We start from the raw sequence: 25,436 nt of genomic DNA, 5'->3' as shown, positions 1-25,436 counted from the left end.
GCACACCGAGACCAGAGAAGAAAATCGTAAAGAATTCTTGTACAGACGAAGAATAAAACAAGTGACAAATCCCCCCGAACAGGTTATAATAAAACGAGCTGGCGTCCTACGCCAAATAGATTACGGAGGAAAGAAAAATGACAAATTGGAAAAATCTTGATACCTTGGATTCTTACAAGGCACTCAAAGCTTGTAAGGGCAGTGTAGACCTCACAACTGTTATGGCTGGTGAGAGCGGTGCAGACCGTGCGAAGAATTACAGCGTACCGATGGCAGAGAAGCTTACTTACAACTTCGCTGCAAAGGAAGTGGATGACACAGTTTTGGAGAAGCTTGCAGCCCTTGCCAAGGAAGCAGAGCTCGTTGACAAGTTCCAGGAGCTTTATAATGGTGCCGTTATCAATACAGGAGAGAACCGTCTGGTTCTTCATCAGATGACACGTGGTCAGCTTGGCGAGCCAGTCAAGGCAGACGGTGTAGACAAGAGAACATTTTATGTAGAGCAGCAGAACCGCATTGCAGAGTTTGCAAATAAGGTACACAATGGCGAGATCACAAATGCAGCCGGCGAGAAGTTCACAACCGTTGTACAGATCGGTATCGGTGGTAGTGACCTTGGTCCTCGTGCAATGTATCTTGCACTGGAGAACTGGGCAAAGAAGAACGGCACATTCAAGATGGATGCAAAGTTCATCAGTAACGTTGATCCGGATGATGCGGCAGCAGTTCTTGCATCTACCGATGTAGCACATGCAATCTTCGTGCTTGTGTCAAAGTCTGGTACAACCTTGGAGACACTTACAAATGAGTCCTTCGTAAAGGATGCACTTGCAAAGGCAGGTTTGGATGCTTCTAAGCATATGATCGCCGTTACAAGTGAGACATCTCCACTTGCAAAGAGCGATGATTACCTTGCAGCATTCTTTATGGATGATTATATCGGCGGTCGTTATTCTTCTACATCAGCCGTTGGTGGTGCCGTACTTTCACTGGCATTTGGCCCGGATGTATTTGCACGTTTCTTAAATGGTGCAGCCGCAGAAGATGAGACAGCAAAGAATACAGATATCAGGAAGAACCCGGCTATGCTGGATGCGTTGATCGGTGTTTACGAGCGTAACGTACTTGGTTACCCTGCAACAACCGTTCTTCCATACTCACAGGCACTGAGCCGTTTCCCTGCACACTTACAGCAGCTTGATATGGAGTCCAATGGTAAGTCTGTAAACCGTTTTGGTGAGCCGGTTGATTACCCAACAGGTCCGGTAATCTTCGGTGAGCCGGGAACAAACGGACAGCATTCCTTCTATCAGTTATTGCATCAGGGAACGGACATTGTTCCATTGCAGTTTATCGCATTCAAGAACAGCCAGATCGGTACGGATGTAGAGATTCAGGGAAGCACAAGCCAGAAGAAGCTCTGCGCAAATGTTGCTGCACAGATCGTAGCATTTGCATGTGGTAAGAAGGATGCAAACAGCAACAAGAACTTCAAGGGCGGACGTCCATCCAGCATCATCATTGGTGAGCAGCTTGATCCGGAGACACTTGGCGCATTGCTTGCACACTTCGAGAACAAGGTTATGTTCCAGGGATTCCTGTGGAACATCAACAGCTTTGATCAGGAAGGTGTTCAGCTTGGTAAGGTACTTGCAAAGAAGGTACTTGCACATGAGACAGACGGCGCTTTGAAGGTATTCAGTGATCTGCTTAATATCTAATCAAATTTTATGAAGATGCAAAGAGACTTTTACTGTACGTTTGGCGTGCGGTAGAAGTCTCTTCTGTTATACTTGAATGACATGGAAACAGATGGGAAAGAGGATGCATGGAAGGGCAGCAGAAGGACATAAATAGAATAATAAAAATCCTAATGATGGCAGGTTTGCTGTTGTGTACGGCAATCTTGTATATATATGCAACATTTGGCTCGAGACAGCGCAGTGAAAGCACCGGCGGGGACGCGTTTTTAACGATTCAGAATATTACATACAGTATGCTTTTTCTGTTGATGATCGGCGTTTGCGTATATGTATTTTTTCTGCGTAAAAATAAATTCAGTTATGAAAAAATGTTCCTGATCATGGCAGTGGTACTGGGTTTTGTCTATATGCTAGCGATTCCGCTTATGGCAGTTCCGGATGAGTATCTGCACTTATATACAGCCTATGACATATCGGATGAGATTATGGGGACACATGCGGATACGGTTATGATGCGGGAAATTGATGTGCAGCATGCATATAATGGTGGAGACCTGACAAGAAATGATTACAATCAGCAGTATGCGGAAGCATTTGCACATGCTGGTCGTTCGCAGATGGTTGACACAGGAATTACAGCATCACAAACACCGTGGTATCTTTATATTATTCCAGCCATTGGAATCACAATTGGAAGGCTGCTTGGCCTTGGGACAACTCTGACGTATATGCTTGGCAGACTATGCAACCTGATTTTGTTTCTTTCCGCTGCCTATTATGCGATGAAACGGATGCCGTTTGGAAAGGGAATCGTTATGGTATGGGCATTATTGCCGATCACATTACAGCAGGTGGCGTCCTTTTCCTATGATGCACCGCTGTTTTCCTTGTGCATTTTAGTTGTCGGCACAACGATGTCGGCAGTGTATGGACAGGAAAAAGAGAAAAAGACAAGGATCGTGAATCTGGTGGTTATGCTGGCAAGCTGTATTCTGCTGCTTCCATGTAAAGGCTTTTCCCTGCTGCCACTGGCTGTGTTCCCACTCATGGGAATTCCACACATATGGCGGACGCATCAGGCACAGATTGACGCGTGGAAACAGAAGATAAAACCATGGATGAAAGGGCTGGCATGTGGGCTGGCATGTGTAATTGTAATCATCGGTGTTATCTGTATTGCCCGGCTTGTGCAGGATTGGATACAGCCGGAACACATCAATCAGGTATATATTGCCTGGGCAGATGAACAAGGGTATACGATCGGGTATTTTATCCGCCATCCAGTTGCATTTATAAAAATTATGCTGAACACGATCTGGTATAAATCGGACATTTACATGAAGCAGATGTTGGGTGGTATGCTTGGCTGGCTGGATATTGAAATTCCGTTTGTATTTTCGCTTGGATTTTTATTATTGATGATTTACACAGCGTTTCGGAAAGAGAACGAAGTGCAGGACATACGAAATGGACAACGGATCTGGATGATTCTTGTCTACTTTGGAACAAGTCTGTTGGCAGTCATGGCGATGCTGTTGTATTGGACGCCGAATTCCGTTGAGGTTGTGGAAGGTGTGCAGGGGCGATATTTCCTGCCCGCACTGGTGCCGGGGCTTCTTGCCATTCGGACGAAGAAAAATTGTGTTTCCAAAAATGCAGATGAATATGCGGCAATCTGGGTAGTATTTTTACAGATCCTGGTGGTGACAGCAATTTATCGAAATATACCATAAAACAGAAATGGAGAATTGGATGTATGGGACAGAAAAACCGATTACTTTCCCTGCCGGCAAAAATGGTCAGATGTCTTGGCCGGGAAGGCTGGAATGTATTTTTTTATAAACTGCATCAAAAGCTGGCACGGACAAATGAGTATGATCTGTGGCTTGCACAAAATGAGAAAGAACCGCAGGATCCGTCAAAGCTTGTATATCGTCCGTTGATATCGGTTGTTGTTCCTGTATACAACGTGGATACAGGAATGCTCCGGGCGTGCATTGATTCTGTTAAAAACCAGATCTATGACAACTGGAAACTGTGTCTGGTGGATGATTGTTCAACCGATGAAGCTGTGCGGGAAACCTTGCGGTCATATGAAAATCAGGAAAAGATAAAGATCCGCTATCGCGAAGAGAACGGACATATATCCAGAGCAACCAACGATGGAATTGCAATGGCGGATGGAGAATTCATAGCTCTTCTGGACTGTGATGATGTGTATTCGGCGGATGCCTTATATGAGGTTGTGAAACTGCTGAATGAAAATGCAGACTATGATTTTATTTACAGTGATGAGGATAAATTGTCGGAAGATGGAACGAAGCGGCGGAATCCGTTTTTCAAGCCGGATTGGTCACCTGATACGTTTATGTCACTTATGTATACATGTCATTTGTCCGTGTACAGAAAGACACTGTTGGAGGAGTTAGGCGGATTACGTGTCGGATTGGAAGGATCTCAGGATTACGATCTGGTTTTGCGTGTGATGGAAAAGACGAAGCGCATTGGACATATTCCGAAGATATTGTACCATTGGCGGGAACGTGAGGAGTCAACGGCGAATGCAATCTCGGCCAAGCCATATATCATAGAGGCAACCAGGAAAGCAAAGCTCGATGCGCTGGAGCGAAGAGGGGCAAAAGGACATCTGGAATATCTGCCGGATATTGCAATGTTCCGTGTAGTCTATGAGGTTACGGGGAATCCGAAGGTCAGCATTATTATTCCGTCGAAGGATAACTATGACATCTTACGGCAGTGCGTGACGTCAATCCGGGAGGTAACAAGATATCAGAATTATGAGATTGTGATCGTGGACAATGGCAGTAACGAAGAAAACCATGCCCGATATGCGAAGCTTTGTGCGGATATGGATTGTAAATATCATTATGAACCGATGGAGTTCAATTTCTCGCAGATGTGTAATATTGGTGCACGGGTTGCGGAGGGTGAATATTATCTGTTTTTGAATGACGATATTAAGGTAGAGGGCGAAGAGTGGCTGGAACGTATGCTGGGACATGTCCAACAGCCACATACTGGCGCTGTTGGTAGTAAATTGATCTATCCGGGGACAAACCAGATTCAGCATGTAGGCGTTGTAAGCTTTGCGGTTGGCCCGGGACATGCATTTCTTCGTTTTGATGATGACCGGAACTGTTATTGGGGACGGAATAAACTGGAATATAATTACAGCGCGGTTACAGGTGCATGCCTTATGATAGCACGGTCGAAGTTTGAGGAAGTTGGTGGATTCTGTGAGGATTTGCCAGTTGCATACAATGATGTGGATCTGTGCTTTCAGTTGCTGGAAAAAGGATACTATAATGTTGTGCGCACGGATGTACGTCTGTATCATTATGAATCAATCAGCCGGGGATACGATGCGGTTTCTCCGGAGAAAGTTGCAAGACAGCAACGGGAAATGGAGAAGTTATATGACAGACATCCACAGTATAGAGGATATGATCCTTGTTATAATCCGAATCTTGTTCGAAACCGTGATGATTTCACATTGAATGTCCTGCATGCCAAAGACATTGCAGCACCGGAGCCTACAACTGAGACGTGGAGTGCGGACAAACGGCTTCGCTACAAAGTGGAGGATTTTCTGGATGAGGAACCGGTTAAGATTGTAGGCTGGGCATTTGATGAGGAGACGAAGGATTTCAAGGATGTACATGTGGTAGTAAAGGATACGAACGGAATCTGTTACAAGGTGGCAGCAGGGCATGCGTACAGACCGGATATCCGGGATGCATATCGGAGAAAACGTCTGGCATTTGCAGGGTTTGAGGTCGTATTTTTGAAACAGTCTCTTCCAAAAGGAACATATAGCGTTGCTTTGGTGTGTCAGAATGCAGGAGAGGATATAGGAACGATTACAGTAGAATGATGGAAGAAAAGAGAGAACAGGCTCAGGCGAAAAAGAGAATTAAATATGTGTTGTATGTGGGGATGCTTTTGGTTGTTTTGATTCTGTATGCGTACATGGCGTATCTCACATATCATGATAAGCAGACAGGTGCGGATGCGTATTTTGTTATATTAAACATTGTTTATGTGCTTTTGATTTTGTTGACCGGCATTTTCGCGTGGAGCTGTCTGTTTTACAACAAAGAGGAGATGCCAACGCACAAACTGTTTCTGCTTTTGGGTATTACGATTGGTTTGGTGTATTATCTGACCATTCCTTTGATGGCAGCACCCGATGAGCGGACACATCTGTATAATGCATATGAGTTGTCGAACCGGATGATGGGAATCCGGGAGAAAACGGTCTGGATGCGTGCGGACGATGTCGGACATGCGTACAATGAACAGATTCTGGTGCGTGGAGATTATGCGTATCAGTACAAGGATGCATTTACGACTGCTCAGAACCGGGAGTTGGTAGATACGGGAATCGTTGCAAATCAGAAGCCTCGTTACCTGTATATATGCTCGGCTCTTGGGCTTACGATCGGCCGTTTACTCCATCTTAGTACAACGCTTACGTATATGCTGGGCAGATTGTTGAATCTGATTTTGTTCCTTGTGGCGGCGTACTATGCCATAAAATGGATTCCGTTTGCTAAGGGTGCGGTACTCGTGTGGGCATGTTTGCCGATTACCATGCAGCAGGCAGCATCATTTTCCTATGATGCGGGATTGCTGGCACTCAGTATTCTGGTAATTGCGAAAACCCTCAAAATAGCATACGCGCAGGAGGAAGAACGTAAAGGACGGATCTGGGATTACACTGTGCTTGGGTGCAGTATGTTATTGCTGTTGCCTTGTAAAGGGTATTCGCTGATTCCGTTAGTAGCACTCCCATGTATGTTGATCCCGCGTTTTATCCGGGCAAACAGGGATGTGTTTGCAGCATGGCGGAAGAAGTGGAAACCATGGATGAAGGTTCTGTTGATAGCTGTATGTGCGGTTGCTGCTCTGGGAATCTGCTATGCCGCAGTGCGTGTGGTACATGGATGGCTGCTTCCGGAGAATATAAATAACCGACACCTGGACTGGTCTGAGGAAAATGGATATACCATGGGATATCTGCTAAAGAATCCAATATACATTGTAGAGCTTTTATTAAATACAATGATGTATAAGTTTGATGTATATCTGAGCCAGATGCTGGGAGGATCTCTTGGCTGGTTTACCATACAGATCCCGTATGTGATCGTGCTTGGTTTCCTTGTGGTGATGGTTTATGCTGCATTGCGCAAAGAGAAGGAGCCGCAGTTGATCCAGGTCGGTGAACGGACCTGGATGTGGATGGTAGTTGCAGGCGTTTGTGTCCTGTCTATGGCAGCTATGCTTTTTTATTGGACTCCAATATCGTATCGGACAATCGAAGGAGTTCAGGGAAGATATTTCCTTCCGGTATTGCCGCTTGCGCTGGTTGCCCTTCGCACACGTCGTACATGTGTGTCGGATCATGCAGAATCGTATGCAGCTATGTGGACGGCGCTGTTACAGGTGTTTGTGGTAACGGCAGTCTTTCGTGGGTTTATATAGAATAACTTGATTATGTACTTGCAACATCTGTTGGTGATGATCGGTTCGTAACAAATACAGAGAGACTGGCATAGGGAATTGAGCTTGGAGCAAGCACTGTATATTCGGGTATGAAGGCAGTTAATGTAAAGCAGTAGTGAAAATCTGCCGATATATAAGATAGAAGAAAGAAAAAAGTCGTCGGACTGGGACTTGGATTCCCGGCTCGGCGGCTTTTTAGCGATATGGCTTTTTGACGTTTGTCTGACATAATAGATAGTCAATACTTGTATTGTAATACTTAGATAATTTAATTAAAATCTGTGTGGGAATATCATTTTCTCCTGTTTCATATTTCGAATATCCAGTTTGAGACATTCCAATAATCTTTGCAAGTTTGGTTTGCGATAAATCCGCGTCTTCTCTTAATTCACGTAATCGATTATTCATGAGGAACCTCCTTTTGATTATCATACCCTAACCTGAAACAGAGTATTGACTATTAACCTGAAACAGGTTAGAATGTTTTTCAAATATGAAATAGGGAGGAATGAATTGAGAAAAAATTCAAAAGTAATTCTAATGTTTATAATAATAAGTCTGAGTTGCTGGCAAATGAATGACGTCATTAAAACAAAAGCACAGTCTCTCAATGATTCCGCAATTTACGACCAAATATATTCTTTTGACGAAGGACAAGGGAGATGCGCACGTGCCATAAAAGATGAGGCGTGGTATTTGATAGACCGGAAATATGAAGAAATATTTGGACCGGTTGATTATATATATCCATTGGATACGATAAGCGGGACAGCCGCCGTCAAAAAAGGTAAAGAAGTGAGTGTGATTGTATGGAATGAAGAAACGGTCACACAGAGGTTTTCATTTGTTATTTCAGATAATTGTGAAGTCATTGCCTATCAGGAAAATATGGTAAAGATCTTCAATAAAAAGACCGCAAAGATGGGGATTGTTACCATGCAAGGCGTGTTTGATCAAGAATATGATGAAATTGCCAAATTTAACATATGCTATATCTTTAAGGATAAAAATCGACAGATTGAAGACGCTTATCTGGAAGCAGAAATCATGGATGAAAATAAAAAAGGAATATTGATATGTGATGGAAATAACATAACTGAAGTAATTCCGGCAAAGTATAGAGAAATCATACATTTTGGAAATGGATTGTATTTTTTAATTGGATTCAATGAAAAAGAGGAAAATGTATTGCGCCTGGCAGATATTCATGAATCAGGTGAAATAGAGATGATAAATCTGTTTGATAAAGCGACTGAAAGATAGGGAGGTTGAGAGAATGTATAAGAGCCAGATAAGAAAAATGGTCGGAGACATGACAGAACAGCAGCTTATTTTGCTGTGGAACATGTTTTTGGAAGATACAAAATATAACACAGTGCATATACATCGTCTGTCTAATAGTATAGTATCTCAAGTCTATAGACTTCCGGTCGTTCATAAGAATCAGTTGTCGGATAATCATATTTTGAATTTGCTGCATTTTTTGGTTCGAGATGGTTTGCTGAGAGATTTTTCAATCTCGAAAGGCGATGTGGTGGAAATAGAAGTCGAAACGAATTATTACTTATTACCGGATATTCTGGTCAACCGGCTTAATTTGATAAACAGAGGGCAGTCATATCTGCACAGGTTATTGTATAAAAAGGACCTGGTTACAGGTGAGTCCTATATTGTAGATGATAGTTTGCAAATGGATGTAAAAATAGGAGATCTGTACAGATATGGCTTATCTGTACAGGAGGCAGGAAAACAAATATTTCGAATTTTAGAGACTTTATATGAAAATCTGGAGGGAGATTATGAATCTCTGATTTTTGATGAGGAAAATAGAAGTATGGTTGAATGCGAGGAAGAAAATCATTGTTTAACACTACACTTTATTTTCAGAGGATTTAATGAAAAACAAGAGTTGCGGATGGACGTAGAAGAGGAAATTAAACTTAGAAACATAAAATTGTCTGAGCCTGCTGGGATGGTGTTACATTGTAATTCATCGAAAAAACTGGAAATGCGGATGCAAAACGATTTTGAGTGTCATTTCCAGACATTTAAGAGAGGCTATTATGTAGATTCGTATTATTACATTTTAAATGTATATAAAATGGTTGAGAATTTATATATGAAAAAACCGGATTATTATGGTGAGGCATTTGCAAGTGTAAAGAACAATATGGCTGTATTATACATAGTTGGGGATGGTATTCCATCTGATGCACCTGAAGATATGAATTTGGATAAGCATCTAATATCTATCAAAAAACGGGTAGCACAGATTGATATATTTACGAATGATTGTACGGGTTTTCAGTTTCAACGTTTTATTCTTAAGCTCGATAAGGAATACCCGGAAAACGGGAAAACAGAAAAAGCAAAGAAACTTTTGACAGAAGCATTGGAAATAATACAGGACAGAGATCCTGAATTGATGGAGGTGATCAGGCAAAATTTAGATAACGTATCAGGCAAACATAGACAGATGTAAGGGGGTGAGAAATTGACAAATTTACAATTGAGAATAGCGAATTATGAAAAGGAAAGAAATAAGACATTAGATATGATAGCAGATGGACTGGCCGAAAGTATTTTAAGTCCAGATGATTCGTCCAGTATAATTACTTCTGAAAATATGTTTTTGAGGGATTGGATCGAATTTGAATGTTTGCTGTATGTTTCACTTTGTGATCCAAACTATCATAAGGAAGAACGAGACGAATTATTTAACAGACTTTGGGATCGCATTAAACATGTTATGGTTGGACCAGGGGCTGGTCTTGCGGTTGATCGTTATGTCCTTATGAAAGCATGGATGGGTAATTCCCCATTATATGATGACGAGATATCAAAAGGGCTGCCATGGTTTTCCAGAAAAATGAAAAAACCTGGTCTGATAATCAGTATATCTTTAAATATGGCGAAAAAGTTACAGGAACAAAATTATAACAGTTTAGTGAGGTTTATAATTAATAACATAATTTTAGAAATGCAGGAGTGCTCTGGATATTCGAAAGAAGATATGGCGTATTTAATGTCTCTAAGATCACAATTAATGTAAATTTTAGGAGGATAAAAGATGAAAAGAACAATAATAACGATAATTTCATGTGTTGTAATATGGGGTATTACATATGCATTGTGGATGAGTGATTCAGGACTTGCAGGAGTTGCATATTTCGTGTGTGCCTTTTTTGGGTGGAGGGCATTGAATAAGATACAGCCAAGTATGTTTTTATGGATGTCATTTGCAGGCTGGATTGTATACTTCTTTGTTAAATTTATTTTATCTGCATTGATTGGATTTTTTGTTGCACCTTTCGAGATAGGAAAAAAATTGGGAGCACACATTTCAGATTCCATTTAAGAGGTAAAAATTATGATATGGATTGTATTTTTCAGAATATCACCAGTCTTTATCTTCGGAATGATAATCGTGGCGATTGTCATTGGAAAATCGTTTATAGAAACAGTTTCCTGGATATTGCATGTGATACCTTATTTTGTAGGACTCTATATATGGTTGGCAGTGGTTTATTCTGTATATAAAAAAATAATAGATAAAATAGATACATTTGAGGAAAGCAGAGCCTATAGTGGTTTATTAAAATTTCTATTAAATATCAATTTGATTATACTTGGATCAAGTTCTATTATGCTTTTAGTTATAGAAAATATTTCGTTGAGTTCGTTTGTAATGAAGCTTATTGTGTTTGGTATAGGACTTTTAATCGCGGTTGTGATGCAGACATTATTTGAAAAAGTATATGATATTATAAATGATCGTTTTGCTCGTTATAAACTATATACAGTAATAGCTATTATTATAAAACAGGCGATGGAGTTGGGTATTTTGAGTGCAGGACTCAATTATATCTACGGTAAGTAAAAAGAAACCATAAATTTTAAAATAGGAGATTCCTAGATTAAAATTTATGGTTTCTGTTATTTAAAATACAACAACTAGCAGCATCTTGAACTGTTCTGCCCCATAGACAGCGTGTGGGTGCTTGGCTGGCATCACGATGGATTCGCCCTCGTGCAGGATGTATTCGACACCATCGATTGTGATTCTGCCGACGCCATCTAAGCAGGTAACAAATGCATCGCCGCCAGACTCGTGTGTGCTGATCTCCTCGTCCTTGTCAAAGGCAAATAATGTGATAGATACGGCGTCATTCTGGGCGAGTGTCTTGCTGGCAACTTGTCCCTCCTGATAAGTAACCTGATCCTTCAATACATGTACTTCTGATTTGGAAATATTCTTAATAAGATTCATAAAAATGTATTCCTTTCTTTTTTAAAATCCATGTTTGGGCATATAAAGTATATCATAAACTCTATTATACCCCGTATATTTAATATGAAAACAGTAAAAAACTTTATAAATTGAGGGAAAAATGTTGTCAAAAGCTGGAAAACTGTGTAATATAGAGAACATGTTGTTAAAATAAAATAAAGGAGAGAAGGAAACATGTGGGAAGCAATTAATAGCTTTTTGACAAAAGTAGATGATTTCGTCTGGGGACCGCCGCTTATGATTTTAATCATTGCAGGAGGAATCCTTCTTACCATCCGCATGGGTGTGTTGCAGATCCGTAAACTGCCGCTTGCCCTGAAATGGATGGTGAAAAATGAGGAAGAGGGCGAAGGAGAGGTAACTTCTTTCGGTGCACTCTGTACGGCGCTTTCAGCGACGATCGGAACCGGAAATATCGTCGGCGTCGCAACAGCGATTGGAGCCGGTGGTCCGGGTGCTCTGTTCTGGATGGTGCTTGCTGCATTCTTCGGAATGGCAACCAAGTATGCTGAGGGACTCCTTGCAGTTAAGTATCGTGTGGTAGATGAAGACAATCATGCCCTTGGTGGACCGTTTTACTATATCGAAAAAGGTATGGGTACAAAGTGGAAATGGCTTGCGAAGATCTTTGCATTCTTCGGTATCTGTGTAGGATTGTTCGGTATCGGAACATTCTCACAGGTGAATGGTATTGCATCGGCTGTTGAGGGATTCTTTGATCCGAGTGAATCATGGAGCGTAGAGATTCCCGGAATCGGTACATATTCGTGGACGGTTGTAATCGCATCTTTGATCCTGAGTGTCTGTGTGGCACTTGTGCTGATCGGTGGTATCAAGCGTATTGCAAATGTATCCCAGATCGTCGTTCCATTTATGGCAGTGCTTTATGTTCTGCTTTGTCTGGTGCTTCTTATCTGCAATATCAAAGAGATTCCGGATGCGTTCGTGACAATCGTAAAGGGCGCGTTCAATCCAAAGGCAGTGACCGGTGGTGTGGTTGGTACGATGATCGTTGCAATGCAGAAGGGTGTTGCAAGAGGTATCTTCTCAAATGAATCCGGTCTTGGTTCTGCACCAATCGCAGCAGCCGCTGCAAAGACAAAGGAGCCGGTACGTCAGGGCTTGGTTTCTATGACGGGTACATTTATTGATACAATCATCATCTGTACGATGACAGGACTTTCTATCGTATTGACAGGTGCTTGGCAGCAGGAAGGCTTAGAGGGTGTACAGGTAACGACCTACGCATTCCAGAAGGGGCTTCCGATTTCCGAGCAGGTAGCCGCATTCCTGTTGATGCTTTGTCTGGTATTCTTCGCATTTACAACGATTCTTGGATGGGATTACTATTCGGAGCGTTGCCTGGAATACCTGTCAGGCAAGCACAAGAAGGCAATCCTTGTATATCGCTGGTTGTATATCTTGGCAGTATTCATCGGACCATACATGACAGTAAAGGCAGTATGGACGATTGCCGATATCTTCAACGGATTGATGGCGATTCCAAACATGATCGCAATCTTCGCTTTGAGTGGTGTGGTTGTGAAGGAGACAAAGGACTTCTTCAAACGCCATGCAGAGCAGAATCAGTTTAAGTAAATAACATGATTTTGAAACAGGTGTGCTGTATTGTTGCGGCATGCCTGTTTTTTTGCATAATTAAGATTTCACACTTTTTTCACAATTTTTATTAGCACTCGCTATTGACGAGTGCTAATAAGTGTGTTATAGTACACCTAGAACATGAGGGAAGACCTAGAGAAGGGAACCCGAGTGGGAAGGAAATAAAAACAAATACAGACCATTGTGAAGTATAAAAGGAGGTATGGCTTATGTTGATGCCAAGTTTATTTACAAATAGTTTTATGGATGATTTCTTTGATACACCAAGTTTTGGTGTTTACAAGTACGATGCACCGGCTCAGAATCTGATGAGTACCGATGTGTTCGAGAAGGAAGACGGTTACGAGATTGATATGAACCTTCCGGGATTCAAGAAGGAAGATGTAACCGGAGAAGTAAAGGATGGTTACCTGATCATCAAGGCTTCGACAAAGAACTCTAAGGATGAGAAGGATGCCAAGGGCAAATACATCCGCAAGGAACGTTATGAAGGTTCCTGCAACAGATCCTTCTATGTGGGTGATGCGATTACACAGGATGATATCAAGGCAAAATTCGAGGATGGTGTCTTGAAGATTACAGTTCCAAAGAAAGAAGCAAAGCCACAGGTGGAAGAGAAGAAGTTCATTGCCATCGAAGGATAATTTAAATAGCTAGCCAGACGATTTTTCGTTTCCCCTCTCTTACTGGGCGGCCACCAATATGGTGGTCGCCCTTTTTATGTAACAGCCGTTAGGCGTACCGGTTAAAAGGCATAGCGGAGGGAACTATACCTTGCCGGCAGGGGGAGGACAGACATTTTTTTACGACGTTCATATCATTAAACGGAATCCGTTTATCTTTGCAAAGGATAAATTCTTCATGCCCTTTCCCAAGAATCAGAAGGATATCGTTCCCCTTCAAGAGCGAAATGCCCTTTTTGATAGCCTCATCCCGGCTTTTGATAATTTCATAATTATTATCCGGCAGTCCTTTGATCATGTCGTGATAGATCTGCGACTGATCCTCGTTGTGTGGATCGTCATGTGTCAGAATCACATGTGCTGCATTGGCGCAGGCAATCTGTGTCATCTTCGGACGCTTGTCCCGATCTCGGTCTCCGGTACATCCAAAGACTGCATAGATGGCACCGCTGGTAAGCTCCCTTGCGGCGGAAAATACCTTTTCCATTGCATCCGGTGTATGTGCGTAGTCCACTACAATCAGATTATTTCCATAGAAAACCGTTTCTGTCCGGCCTTTTGGAAGTGCAAGAGCAGTGGCGCATTCTGCAATGTCGGAAGGGGCTACGCCCTCTAACGTCAGTACAATTACAGATGTCATCAGGTTGTAGATGTTATACCGGCCAATCAGATTGGTTGTGAAGTGCCGGGTATAATCCGGGCAGCGGACCGTAAAATCTGTGTGGCATTTATCAGTGGCGTCCATTGTCATTTTGAAATCTCCGCCGGTAAAACCGAAGGTGACAGTATCATTTCCATCCAGCAGAAAATATTGTTTGTAGGAATCGTCGTAGTTGACAATTGCTTTTCCTCCAGGCTTCAGCATGCGGAAGAGCTGCTGTTTTGCAAGTGCATAGTTTTCCATTGTCTTGTGGAAATCCAGATGATCCTGTGTCAGATTGGTAAATACGGCATAGTCAAATCGTAACGTATCAATCCGGTGGTTGGCGATCCCCTGGCTGCTTACTTCCATCACGACATATTCACAGCCGAGAGACAGACATTGCAGTAGAATCGTATACAGGTCATAGATATCGGGGGTAGTGTTCGCGAGGCTTCGTATCTTCTCTCCGATATAGAATCCGATCGTGCCGATGTAACCGCATTTTCTGCCAAGCTTATTTAACATCTGGTGAAGCAGAAATGCCGATGTGGTTTTTCCGTTTGTACCGGTAATGCCGATCAACTTGAGCTTGCTGATCTTGTCATAGTAAGTATCTTTCAGATAGTTGACCAGATAAGCTCTGGTATCTTCTACGATGCAAGTTTCCACCTCGTAGCTACCTTCCTCGCAGATGATTTTTGCTGCGCCATTTTCGATAGCCTGCTGGATGTAGTCATGTCCATCGTGGTCGATGCCACGCAGTGCTACAAAAGTATCCCCTTTTTTTATTTTTCTTGAGTCTATTTTAATATCCATGTATCTCCCTGTCTTTCCTGAAGTTATCTGTTAGAACATCCCATATGCCCTTGTTAACATAATATAGCAAATAATTGCATCAAAGTTGCATCAAAAGTGTAACGAAGTTGCAAAATAAATATTTATAATTTGTATAAATTTCTACATTCATATCGGGAAATGTTGAAAACAGGTGTTCCTCCCAATATTTATCATTTACAAAACATATGTTCTATATTAAAATAAAGACAGTATATGAAATAAAACACGGATTTATCTATGTGGAGTGATGGTATGCGGCAGTATATAGCAATTGATCTGAAATCATTTTATGCATCGGTGGAGTGCGTGGAGCGGGGATTGAACCCGCTCACAACGAACTTGGTCGTAGCAGATGAGAGCCGGACAGAGAAGACAATCTGTCTGGCTGTTTCGCCATCACTGAAATCGTATGGGATACCCGGACGGGCAAGACTCTTCGAGGTCGTGCAACGGGTAAAAGAGATCAACCGCCAGCGGCTGGCGGCTGCACCCGGACGCGAATTTGCCGGGGCATCGTATGAGAATTCGAAGGTAAAGGCAGACCCGAAGCTTGCGCTTGATTATATTGCGGCGAAGCCGCGGATGGCACATTACATGGAATACAGCACGCGCATTTACGATATCTACCTGAAATACGTGGCACCGGAGGATATGCACGTCTATTCGGTGGACGAGGTATTCATTGACGCGACGGCATACCTGCGTACCTATCAGATGACAGCCAGACAGCTTGCGGAGACGATGATACGCGACGTGTATGAGACGACAGGAATCACGGCGACGGCGGGTATCGGGACGAACCTATACTTAGCGAAGATTGCGATGGATATCGAAGCGAAGCATATGCAACCGGATGAACGGGGGGCGCGGATTGCAGAGCTTGATGAGATGAGTTACCGCAGACTGTTGTGGAACCATGAACCGCTGACGGATTTCTGGCGTGTAGGAGCGGGCTACCAGAAGAAGTTGCAAGCGCAGGATCTGTATACGATGGGAGATGTTGCCCGGTGTTCGCTGGGCGGAGAAGATGATTACTATAACGAGGAGCTGCTGTATAAGCTTTTCGGGGTGAATGCAGAGCTTCTGATCGATCATGCATGGGGGTACGAACCATGTACGATCGATCAGATCAAGGCGTACCGCCCGGAGAGCAACAGCATCAGTTCCGGGCAGGTGCTGCAGTCCCCGTATACATTCGAGAAGGCACGCGTCGTGATCCGGGAGATGACGGAGGCACTTGTATTTGATCTTGTGGAGAAAGGGCTTGTCACGAATCAGATGGTTGTGACGGTCGGCTATGATATCGAAAGTCTGGCACCGGGGGCAGCGGAATATAAGGGCGAAGTGACGCGTGACCGTTATGGGCGGAAGGTACCGAAGCATGCACACGGAACGGAGAATCTGGATGGATATACATCATCGACAAGTAGGATTGAGGCGGCGGTGCTTCGCTTATATGACCGGATTGTGGACGAGCATCTGCTTGTGCGGCGGATGAATGTTGTGGCGAACCGTGTGATCCGCAAGGGGGATGTGAAAGAAGATTCAAACGGCTTTGAACAGCTTGATTTATTCACGGACTATGCAGCGTTAGAAAAAGAGAAGGAAGCAGAGAAGGAGAAGGAAGCGAAGGAGGAACAGATCCAGCGGGCACTGCTTACGATCAAGAATAAATATGGGAAGAATGCAGTCCTCCGGGGCATGAATTTCCGGGAGGGTGCGACAGCAAGGGAGCGGAATAATCAGATCGGAGGGCATAAGGCATGAGACGGGATTACAGCGATATCATCGACCGGGAACGTCCGGTGTCGAAGAAGCATCCGCCGATGGACTGCATGATGCGCGCGGCGCAGTTTGCCCCATTTGCAGCACTTACGGGACATGATGAAGCAGTGCGGGAGACGGCACGGCTGACAGAGGAGGAGATCGAGCTCGATGAGTATGAAGTTGCGGAATTAAACCGGAAACTGCAATGGTTAGCGGAGCATAAGGATACGGAAGTATCGGTCGTACATTTTGTAAAGGATGCGAAAAAAGAGGGCGGTGCCTATGTGAAGGACACCGGGATTCTGAAGAAAATAGATGAACATACGCATACACTTGTGTTAGTATGTGGACAGGAAGAAGTGCAGATAGATATATGGAAAATAATAGAAATTTTAATCTGATTTTAATCTTTCCTACCTTATAGATTAATTTTGGCGCCGTAAGATAAGGACACAATCAAGAACAGCAAAGAACAAATCATAAAACAGCTGTTTTGGAAAATGGAGGATATCAGAGATGGATCAGTTAGAAAAGGTAGAAAAAATCAGAGAGAAAACAGGTGTCAGCTATGAGGATGCCAAGGGAGCACTGGAAGCGTGTAATTATGATCTGCTCGATGCAATCGTGTATTTAGAGAAGCTAGGAAAGATTAAGGCTCCGGAGGTTGGAACCTATACAACGACTCCACAGGAGACATCGAACGAGCTGGCACAGGCACAGGCAGCCTATGAGCAGTCCTGCAAGAAGAAAACCTTTGGTGAACATATGGACGAGTTTTTCGCGTGGGTCGGCGACATCATCAAGAAAGGCTGCGAGAAGAATTTTATCATTGAACGTAAAGGTGAACGGTTTATGCGGATGCCGATCATCGTATTCATACTGCTTTTGATCTTTGCGTTCTGGATCTCGGTACCACTTTTAATCATAGGACTTTTCTGCGACTGCCGTTACCATTTTGAAGGTGACGCGAAAGCAGTACAGGATATCAACAACGCCTGCGACAAGGCATCCGATGCCTGTGCGGGAGTGAAAGAAGACATCAAGAAATAAAAATCTGAAACATAGAGAAAGGAAAATTATAAGATAGGGAAAACGATTACGTATGAAAAAATATATTTCAGATATGTATAGTACCAATTTTAATGCAGACCATTGGAACATGTCGGTACTTAACGAATTGTGCCAGTTTACTGGTGCAATGAGTTTAGTACCGCTACATGTGGAAGTGAGCGGGAGCGCGTCTGCATGTAATTGGATACTATACATATCTGGTATAAGCATTATGACGTAATCGTTTTCCTGTTTATAGGAGACGATATGAGCAAGATTTTGATTATTGAAGATGAAGCGGGCATCGCCCGTTTTGTCGAACTGGAATTAAAACATGAAGGAAATGAAGTTGAGAAGGCGGCAGATGGCAGAGAGGGTTTGGATAAAGCCCTCTCCGGTTCGTTTGACTTGATCTTGCTTGATGTGATGTTGCCGGGATTAAATGGCATGGAAGTGCTGCGGAGACTTCGGCAGGAGAAAGATACGCCGGTCATCATGCTCACGGCACGTGATGCTGTGATGGACAAAGTATCGGGACTGGACGCCGGCGCGGATGATTATATCACGAAGCCATTTGCCATCGAGGAACTGCTGGCGCGTATCCGTGTCGCATTAAAGAAGCATACGCGCACAGAGGATGCACCAACGCATAAGCTGGAAGTGCTGGGGGTCTGCCTGGATGAAGATCGGCATGAGGTAACGGTGCAGGGAGAAAATGTGGAGCTTACGAATCGAGAGTTCGAGTTGCTGCACACGTTGATGCGGAACAAGAATATTGTACTTACCCGGGAGAAGCTTCTAAATGAGGTCTGTGGGTATGATTATGTCGGCGAGACGAATATCATTGATGTGTATGTGCGGTATCTGCGGACGAAGATTGACGATCATTTTGGAATTAAGCTGATCCAGACAGTTCGCGGAGTCGGATATTGCATCAAGGAGTCATAGGAGTGATTGGATGAGAGAAGAACGGACAAATCGGAAGACAACCTCTATTGCCCGGAAGATTCATGTCGGATACTGGTTCCGGCGCTTTTTCGCGTTGCTGGGACTCGATATTGTGATACTCGGAATGTTGTTCGTGGCGGTGCTGGTATGGCGGCTTGATACGACAGATGCAGACTGGATGTCCGGGGCGAAGCCGGTGCATATTACATGGTCGGGTGATTCGTATGCCACATGGGCGATGACCACACAGGTCGGTAAGAACACGGACAATTTTCTGGTGCATGAGGTTCTGGATTATGCAGCTATACCGCTCATTGTGGTTGGCGCGGTGGAACTTATGATGCTCATTTCTGCGTGCTTTGGTATACGGGATATCAGACGGAAGCTGCGTCCGCTGAATGATCTCGCTGTGCGTGCAGAAGCACTCTCAAATATGAGCAGTGACGAGATAAATCTGGAGCATCTGGAACAGGCAATCTCGAATATCTCTGTCGATGCAAATGATATACGGATATCGACCGGGGATAAGGATTTGCAGAGCATTGAGGTGGCACTGAATAATCTGCTCGCGCGGATGCAGGAGAGTAAGCGGCAGCAGGCGCGGTTCGTGTCGGATGCATCGCATGAGCTGCGGACGCCAATCTCTGTGATTCAGGGTTATGTGAATATGCTTGACCGCTGGGGCAAAGAAGATGAAGCAGTGCTAAATGAGTCGATTGAAGCGCTCAAGAATGAATCTGACCACATGAAGGACCTGATTGAACAGCTTCTGTTCTTAGCGCGCGGCGACAGTGGGCGGAATACATTGAAGCCGGTCGAAGTGGACTTAAATGACCTTGTGCAGGAGGTGTACGAGGAATCGATGATGATTGATGAGACGCATCCGTATGAATTTTCCGCCTGCCCAGGCTGTATGGTGCGTGGCGATGTTGCCATGCTGAAACAGTCTATTCGTATTTTCGTACAGAATGCGGCAAAGTATTCGGATAGGGGCGATCCGATTCATTTTACAGTTGGGCGGTCAGAGCAGGGCGTCTATTATCAGGTGCAGGATGAGGGCATCGGCATGCAGACATCCGAGGTCGTGCATATCTTTGAACGGTTCTATCGTTCGGATGAGGCACGCAACAGTGAGACGGGCGGATCAGGTCTTGGACTATCCATTGCAAAATGGATTGTGGATGCACATGATGGACAGATTGACGTGTTGACCAGACCGGATTTTGGAACGCGGTTCCGCGTGACATTCCCTTGTAGTACCGGCGCAAGTATGTTACAATGAAATTTCAGATTTTATGGAACGATAATGGCATGGAAAACATGCAGGGGAGTGTAAAATAAAGAATATGAAATCTTCAAGGAAAACGCAGAAAAAAGAACAGGGTTTAAATATTATTATCGTCGGATGCGGAAAAGTTGGAAGCACGCTGGTGGAGAAGTTAAGCAAGGAATCCCATGATATTACCGTCATCGATCAGAAGAATGAGGTGATTCAGCGGATTACGGAAGACTACGATGTTATGGGCTTTACCGGAAATGGTGCGAGCTACAGCATCCAGATCGAGGCGGGTATTCAGGATGCGGATGTTCTGATTGCTGTAACGGAAAGCGATGAGTTAAATCTGCTCAGCTGTACGATCGCGAAAAAGGTCGGTGATTGTGCGACCATCGCACGTGTCAGGAACCCGGATTACAGTATGGAGCTTTCATATCTTCGGAATCAGCTTGGACTTTCGCTGATCATTAATCCGGAGTTAGAGACTGCACGCGAGATCGCACGTCTGCTGCGTCTGCCGTCGGCTCTCGAGATCAACTCCTTCGCGCGCGGGCATGCGGAGCTTGTGAAGTTCAAGATCCCGAAGGAAAATCTGCTTCATGATAAGCCGATTTCAGCGATGCATGAGTTAAACTGTGATATGCTTGTCTGTGGTGTCGAGCGGGATGGGAACCTGATTATCCCGGATGGTTCTTTCATCATGCGCGGTGGGGATGCTGTAACATTTCTTGCGACACCGACAAACAGTATGGATTTCTTTAAGAAGATCGGTGTGGATACACATAAGGTGAAGAATTGTATGATCATCGGCGGAGGAAAGACTTCCTATTATCTTGGGAAACAGCTGATATCGACCGGTGTGGAGGTCAAAATCCTGGAGATGGATGAGAAGCGGTGTGAGGAGCTGAGTGTTTTACTTCCGAAAGCGCTGATCTTACATGGTGATGGTTCAGATGAAGACCTGCTCCGCGAGGAGGGCATCGAGAGTACGGAATCCTTTGTGCCACTGACAGGACTCGACGAGGAGAATATCCTGCTTACGTTATTTGCCAGAAAATGCTCTGACACGAAGGTGATCACGAAGATCAACCGGAGCACTTTCAGCGATGTGCTCGATAGTCTGGACATCGGAAGTATTGTATATCCACGTTATATTACAGCAGAGAAGATTCTGGCGTATATCCGCGCGATGCAGAATTCGGTCGGGAGTAATATCGAGACGTTGTATCATATCTTTGATAACCGGGCGGAGGCACTGGAGTTTAAGGTTGAGAAGGATTCTCCGGTAATCGGAAAACCGATCATGGAGTTGAAGTTGAAGGATAACCTTCTGCTTGCCTGTCTGAACCGGAATGGAAAGGTTATTATTCCACGTGGTCAGGATGTTATCTGTGAGGGTGATTATGTGGTAGTTGTTACAACACACACAGGATTTACCGATGTCAGTGATATTTTGAAATGACAGTAGGCATATATTTGGTGGGAGATAAATTATGAATTACTCTGTAGTTATTTATATATTAGGCTGGATCATGGAAATCGAGGCAGCATTTCTGACTCTCCCGGGGATTGTGTCTGCAATCTATGGAGAGAAAGGTGGATTTGCTTTTTTGTGGGTGGCACTCGGAAGTGCAGTTGTAGGTTCGATAATCATCCTGCGGAAACCGAAGAATATGCGGTTTTATCTGCGGGAAGGCTTCGTGACAGTCGCACTTTCATGGATTTTGATGTCTGTGATCGGATGTCTGCCATTTGTGATCAATGGTGATATTCCGCATTTTGCAGATGCGCTGTTCGAGATGATATCGGGATTTACAACAACGGGTGCGACAGTTGTATCGGATGTGGAAGGACTGACGAAGGGCAGCTTATTCTGGCGAAGCTTCAGCCACTGGATCGGAGGCATGGGCGTTCTTGTATTTCTGCTTGCAATCGTGCCGATGGCGGGAGGCAGCCACATGAACCTGATGAAGGCGGAAAGCCCGGGACCTTCGGTTGGAAAGCTTGTGCCGAAGGTGCGCCAGACAGCCAAATATCTGTATATTATTTATTTTACCCTGACCATGATAGAGGTGATTTTTCTACTCTTTGGAGGAATGAATCTGTTTGAAGCTCTGACAACGTCGTTTGGAACAGCCGGAACCGGAGGTTTTGCAATCTGGAATGACGGATTCGTCAGTGTCAGCCCGTATAATCAGTGGGTCGTTACGATTTTCATGCTGCTGTTCGGTGTGAATTTCGGATTTTATTTCCTGATTCTCACAGGAAAGCTGCGGGATGCGCTGAAGTTTGAAGAGGTGCGGATTTATTTTATCATCGTGATTGCAGCGGCAGTGTTTATCTTTATTAATCTGCGGCATTTTGCATTGTATGCGCCGGCGGAAGGCATCCGGCAAGCGTTCTTCCAGGTAGCAAGTATTATCACGACAACGGGATTTGCAAGTGCGGATTTCAATCTATGGCCGGAGACTTCGAGGACAATCCTTGTGCTTTTGATGTTTATCGGTGCCTGCGCCGGAAGTACGGGCGGCGGTATCAAAGTCTCACGGTTTATTATTGCATGCAAGTCATTTATAAAAGAAATTATTTCTTATCTGCATCCGCGTTCCGTGAAGAAGATCAAAATCGAGGGAAAACCACTCGAGCATGAGACGCTGCGGGCGACAAATGTCTATTTTATGACATATATGGTTATTTTCGCGGTATCCGTACTGCTTGTGTCGATTGAGAACAAAGATCTGGTCACGAACTTCGCGGCAGTAGCAGCGACGTTTAACAATATCGGTCCGGGGCTTTCTCTGGTTGGACCGATGGCGAATTTCGGACATTTTACGGATTTTACGAAATATATTCTGATGTTCGATATGCTGGCAGGCAGACTGGAGATTTTCCCGATGATGCTGTTGTTCTGCCCGGCTGTCTGGAAACGAAGAAGAGCATAATTTGGAAACTATAAAAAAGAGGAACTGGATGGGCCGGTTCCTCTTCGTGCGTTATAAGGTATATGGTTAATTACTGAAAGATTAATATAAGAATGGTATTCGTAATGGTAAACCTTATAACGAGTTTATTATACATGAAATAAACTGGAAAATACAACTAATTCTTGCTTTTTCGTGTGATTTTCCGGTGGGGTATGATATAATGAAGCACACTGATGCGTGCGCAGGTCATCACGCTAGCGCGTGGTGACACATGATATAATGAAGCCACGCTGACGCGTGGTGACATAATGATTTGTTGAAAAATAATAGAAATTAGCAGGAGAAGCTGAAGATGGGTCGTTTATATATCGATGTGGTGCGGGTAATAAAAAACACAAAAACATTTGGATTGCGTAACACCTGTACAAAATTAAAAAAATATCTACACCTTGGTTCACGTCATGTGGATTATAATAAATGGATGCATCAGCATCGCCTGACAGACAAAGAGAGGCAGCAACAACGTGAACACAAGTTTGCATATCAGCCTAAATTCAGTATTTTAGTGCCGCTATACGAGAGTAATCCTGATTTTTTGCGTGCACTGATTGCATCGGTGCAGGCACAAACCTACGAAAACTGGGAGCTGTGCTTTTCCGATGGAGGAAGAAAAGAGAAACGTTTACAGGATTTCTTACAGCCATATATGGAAAAGGATACGCGGATCCGTTATACGGCACTGCAAGAAGGAACACTTGGAATTGCCGAAAATACAAATCAGGCGTATACACTCGCGACTGGAGATTATATTGTATTTGGGGATCACGATGATCTTTTTGAGGCAGATGCACTCTATGCATGTGTTGAAGCATTAAACACGAAGAGGGTACAGGTAATTTATACTGATGAAGATAAAGTGGATGAAACCGGAGATTATTTCTTTGCTCCGAATTTTAAACCGGATTTTAATATTGATCTGCTCCGTTGTAATAATTATATCTGCCATATGTTTGTAGCAGAGAGAACTCTGGCAGAACAGGTTGGCATGTTGGATCCGGCGTATGATGGTGCGCAGGATTATGATTTCATATTCCGCTGCATTGAGCAGGCGGATGGGATTTTCCATATTCCGAAGATTTTGTATCATTGGCGGGCACATGCAGCATCGACGGCGGAAGATCCGGAGACCAAACGATATGCGTTTGAAGCTGGAAAACGTGCCATAGAAGCACATTTGTTACGACAGGGACTTGCTGCAGAGGTTGTAGATGGGGCTGCTCCAGGGTATTATCAGGTAAGCTATCTGGTTCAGGGAGAACCGCTTGTGTCAATCGTGATTCCAAACAAGGATCATGTGAGTGACCTGAAAAAATGTATTGAGGCATTGGAACAGCGATCTACCTATCGGAATTATGAGATTGTTATAGTGGAAAATAACAGTGTGGAACAAGAAACGTTTGCATACTATAAATCACTCGCGGAAAATCCGCACATTCAGGTGTTGTACTGGCAGGAGGAATTTAACTATTCCGGAATCAATAACTTTGGTGTTTCGCATACAAAGGGCGAGTATATTTTACTGTTGAATAATGACACGGAACTAATTTCTCCGGATTTTATTACACAGATGCTTGGTTATTGTCAACGAAAGGATGTTGGGATTGTCGGAGCCAGGTTGTATTTTGAGGATGATACGATCCAGCATGCGGGTGTGATCGTTGGGATTGGCGGAATTGCCGGACATGCATTTTCTGCAATGGATGAGAAGGCTGGAATCTATCAGCTCCGGACTTCTGTTGCCTGTGATTACAGTGCAGTTACAGCTGCGTGTCTGATGATTTCCAGAGAGACCTTTGATGCAGTGGGAGGATTGGAGCCGGAGTTTCAGGTTGCATTTAATGATGTGGATTTCTGCTTGAAAGTAAGAAAGCTTGGAAAACTGGTTGTGTATGTTCCGCAGGCAAAACTGCATCATTATGAATCAAAATCCAGAGGGAAAGAAGATACACTCCAAAAACAGAATCGGTTTCATAGCGAGATGCAGCTGTTCCAGTCACGATGGGCAGATATTCTGACATCCGGAGATCCATATTACAACAAAAATCTGGCATTGGATGTGTTTGATTTTTCTGTGCGGAAATAGGAGAACGAGGGGAGGCAGTGAC

General features: G+C 43.9%; 22 protein-coding genes. 19 read left to right on the top strand and 3 right to left on the bottom strand.

The annotated features are described in order from the left end of the window. Positions 1–137 precede the first annotated feature (137 nt). The 4 genes from ACZQK9_RS06770 (at position 138) to ACZQK9_RS06755 (ending at position 7,208) form a co-directional block, all read left to right on the top strand. The gene (locus ACZQK9_RS06770) at positions 138–1,721 is read left to right on the top strand and encodes a glucose-6-phosphate isomerase (RefSeq protein WP_483270073.1); all 1,584 of its coding nucleotides are present in this window, start codon (positions 138–140) and stop codon (positions 1,719–1,721) included. A gap of 107 nt (positions 1,722–1,828) precedes the next feature. After that, positions 1,829–3,436, top strand: a complete 1,608-nt coding sequence (locus tag ACZQK9_RS06765; protein ID WP_483270072.1) for a DUF2142 domain-containing protein — start codon at positions 1,829–1,831, stop codon at positions 3,434–3,436. 23 nt (positions 3,437–3,459) lie between these two features. Beyond that, the gene (locus ACZQK9_RS06760; RefSeq protein ID WP_483270071.1) at positions 3,460–5,598 is read left to right on the top strand and encodes a glycosyltransferase family 2 protein; all 2,139 of its coding nucleotides are present in this window, start codon (positions 3,460–3,462) and stop codon (positions 5,596–5,598) included. Continuing rightward, positions 5,595–7,208: a DUF2142 domain-containing protein gene (locus ACZQK9_RS06755; RefSeq protein ID WP_483270070.1), complete on the top strand. Its 1,614-nt coding sequence runs from the start codon at positions 5,595–5,597 to the stop codon at positions 7,206–7,208. Before ACZQK9_RS06760 ends, ACZQK9_RS06755 begins: the two co-directional genes overlap by 4 nt. 216 nt (positions 7,209–7,424) lie before the next feature. Here the strand turns inward: ACZQK9_RS06755 and ACZQK9_RS06750 are convergent, their stop codons facing one another. Further along, on the bottom strand, positions 7,425–7,637 hold the full coding sequence (locus tag ACZQK9_RS06750; protein ID WP_178017839.1) for a helix-turn-helix domain-containing protein: 213 nt from the start codon (positions 7,635–7,637) through the stop codon (positions 7,425–7,427). Between the two features lie 105 nt (positions 7,638–7,742). Here ACZQK9_RS06750 and ACZQK9_RS06745 point away from each other — a divergent pair, with 105 nt between their 5' ends. From ACZQK9_RS06745 to ACZQK9_RS06725, 5 genes are read left to right on the top strand one after another with little or no spacing between them, the layout of a single operon-like run. Beyond that, positions 7,743–8,492, top strand: coding sequence for a hypothetical protein (locus ACZQK9_RS06745; RefSeq protein WP_483270069.1), 750 nt, complete (start codon positions 7,743–7,745; stop codon positions 8,490–8,492). 13 nt (positions 8,493–8,505) lie between these two features. Further along, complete coding sequence (locus ACZQK9_RS06740; RefSeq protein ID WP_483270068.1) at positions 8,506–9,711, top strand: hypothetical protein; 1,206 nt, start codon at positions 8,506–8,508, stop codon at positions 9,709–9,711. 12 nt (positions 9,712–9,723) lie between these two features. Beyond that, positions 9,724–10,281 carry a hypothetical protein gene (locus ACZQK9_RS06735; RefSeq protein ID WP_483270067.1) on the top strand — a complete coding sequence of 186 codons (558 nt, stop codon included), beginning with the start codon at positions 9,724–9,726 and terminating at the stop codon, positions 10,279–10,281. 18 nt (positions 10,282–10,299) lie between these two features. Beyond that, complete coding sequence (locus ACZQK9_RS06730; protein ID WP_178017835.1) at positions 10,300–10,587, top strand: hypothetical protein; 288 nt, start codon at positions 10,300–10,302, stop codon at positions 10,585–10,587. A 12-nt stretch (positions 10,588–10,599) separates the two neighbouring features. Next, positions 10,600–11,109 carry a hypothetical protein gene (locus ACZQK9_RS06725; protein ID WP_178017834.1) on the top strand — a complete coding sequence of 170 codons (510 nt, stop codon included), beginning with the start codon at positions 10,600–10,602 and terminating at the stop codon, positions 11,107–11,109. Positions 11,110–11,169: 60 nt separating this feature from the next. On the opposite strand, the gene ACZQK9_RS06720 is transcribed toward ACZQK9_RS06725, so the two are convergent. Next, positions 11,170–11,499 carry a cupin domain-containing protein gene (locus ACZQK9_RS06720; protein WP_483270066.1) on the bottom strand — a complete coding sequence of 110 codons (330 nt, stop codon included), beginning with the start codon at positions 11,497–11,499 and terminating at the stop codon, positions 11,170–11,172. Between the two features lie 195 nt (positions 11,500–11,694). On the opposite strand from ACZQK9_RS06720, the gene ACZQK9_RS06715 reads away from it, so the two are divergent. Together ACZQK9_RS06715 and ACZQK9_RS06710 are read left to right on the top strand one after the other, a co-directional pair. Further along, positions 11,695–13,119, top strand: a complete 1,425-nt coding sequence (locus ACZQK9_RS06715) for an alanine/glycine:cation symporter family protein (protein WP_483270065.1) — start codon at positions 11,695–11,697, stop codon at positions 13,117–13,119. A gap of 233 nt (positions 13,120–13,352) precedes the next feature. Beyond that, a complete protein-coding gene (locus ACZQK9_RS06710; protein WP_177981219.1) occupies positions 13,353–13,787 on the top strand; it encodes an Hsp20/alpha crystallin family protein in 435 nt (144 codons plus the stop codon). An 88-nt stretch (positions 13,788–13,875) separates the two neighbouring features. Here the strand turns inward: ACZQK9_RS06710 and ACZQK9_RS06705 are convergent, their stop codons facing one another. Continuing rightward, complete coding sequence (locus ACZQK9_RS06705) at positions 13,876–15,285, bottom strand: UDP-N-acetylmuramoyl-L-alanyl-D-glutamate--2,6-diaminopimelate ligase (protein WP_216507636.1); 1,410 nt, start codon at positions 15,283–15,285, stop codon at positions 13,876–13,878. Between the two features lie 273 nt (positions 15,286–15,558). Between ACZQK9_RS06705 and ACZQK9_RS06700 the strand changes: the two genes are divergently transcribed. The 8 genes from ACZQK9_RS06700 to ACZQK9_RS06665 all read left to right on the top strand — a co-directional run bounded on the left by ACZQK9_RS06700 (position 15,559) and on the right by ACZQK9_RS06665 (position 25,414). Beyond that, positions 15,559–17,073 (top strand): Y-family DNA polymerase, encoded by a 1,515-nt coding sequence (locus tag ACZQK9_RS06700; protein WP_216507635.1) that lies wholly within the window; start codon positions 15,559–15,561, stop codon positions 17,071–17,073. Further along, positions 17,070–17,474 (top strand): hypothetical protein, encoded by a 405-nt coding sequence (locus ACZQK9_RS06695; RefSeq protein WP_178017829.1) that lies wholly within the window; start codon positions 17,070–17,072, stop codon positions 17,472–17,474. Before ACZQK9_RS06700 ends, ACZQK9_RS06695 begins: the two co-directional genes overlap by 4 nt. 115 nt (positions 17,475–17,589) lie before the next feature. After that, positions 17,590–18,123, top strand: coding sequence for a DUF4342 domain-containing protein (locus ACZQK9_RS06690; RefSeq protein ID WP_483270064.1), 534 nt, complete (start codon positions 17,590–17,592; stop codon positions 18,121–18,123). Between the two features lie 267 nt (positions 18,124–18,390). Further along, the gene (locus ACZQK9_RS06685) at positions 18,391–19,071 is read left to right on the top strand and encodes a response regulator transcription factor (protein ID WP_178017827.1); all 681 of its coding nucleotides are present in this window, start codon (positions 18,391–18,393) and stop codon (positions 19,069–19,071) included. A 10-nt stretch (positions 19,072–19,081) separates the two neighbouring features. Beyond that, on the top strand, positions 19,082–20,353 hold the full coding sequence (locus ACZQK9_RS06680; protein WP_483270063.1) for a sensor histidine kinase: 1,272 nt from the start codon (positions 19,082–19,084) through the stop codon (positions 20,351–20,353). A 64-nt stretch (positions 20,354–20,417) separates the two neighbouring features. After that, entirely contained in the window at positions 20,418–21,809 is a 1,392-nt protein-coding gene (trkA, locus tag ACZQK9_RS06675) for a Trk system potassium transporter TrkA (protein ID WP_483270062.1), read from the top strand. Positions 21,810–21,840: 31 nt separating this feature from the next. Beyond that, positions 21,841–23,289, top strand: coding sequence for a TrkH family potassium uptake protein (locus tag ACZQK9_RS06670; RefSeq protein ID WP_178017824.1), 1,449 nt, complete (start codon positions 21,841–21,843; stop codon positions 23,287–23,289). Between the two features lie 334 nt (positions 23,290–23,623). Further along, positions 23,624–25,414, top strand: a complete 1,791-nt coding sequence (locus ACZQK9_RS06665) for a glycosyltransferase family 2 protein (protein ID WP_483270061.1) — start codon at positions 23,624–23,626, stop codon at positions 25,412–25,414. Positions 25,415–25,436 lie beyond the last annotated feature (22 nt).

The sequence above is a fragment of the Wujia sp. genome, from assembly GCF_056872695.1.
The sequence above is the reverse complement of the archived record's forward strand: the minus strand, read 5'-3'. Positions and strand labels throughout refer to the sequence as shown.